At 70.1% G+C, this 435-nt stretch carries 1 pseudogene; it reads left to right on the forward strand.

The annotated features are described in order from the left end of the window. A pseudogene (locus D7X55_RS46640) lies at positions 1 to 435 on the forward strand (hypothetical protein); the annotation flags it as partial.

Here is a 435-nt window from a genome sequence, read left to right on the forward strand (position 1 = left end):
GTGATGGTGGTCAACGTGCCGACCGCGTTCACCTCATCGGCGGACGCCGCGCAGGCACTCACCCGCACGCTCGGCCTGCGCCCGCGCCACCACCGCGACAAGCCGGTGTTCGCGGTGTGGCTGGGCAACGACGACCAGGCCACCGCCACGCTCAACGCGGCGCGGGTGCCGACCTATCCGACCGAGGCCGAAGCCGTACGTGGCTTCCAGCATCTGGTGCGCTACCGCGAAGCGCAGAACGCGTTGATGGAAACGCCGCCCAGCCTGCCGCAGGACTTCAGCGTCGACACGGCCGCCGCGCGCGCACTGGTCGATGCCGCGCTGGCCAACGGCCAGCAGTGGCTGGACCCGCTGGCTACGCATGAACTGCTCAAGGCCTACGGCATTCCCTCCGCGCCGGTGATGCATGCGCGTGATGCGCACGAGGCGATGGAC

The sequence above is a fragment of the Corallococcus sp. AB049A genome, assembly GCF_003668885.1.
Lineage (GTDB): Bacteria > Myxococcota > Myxococcia > Myxococcales > Myxococcaceae > Corallococcus > Corallococcus interemptor.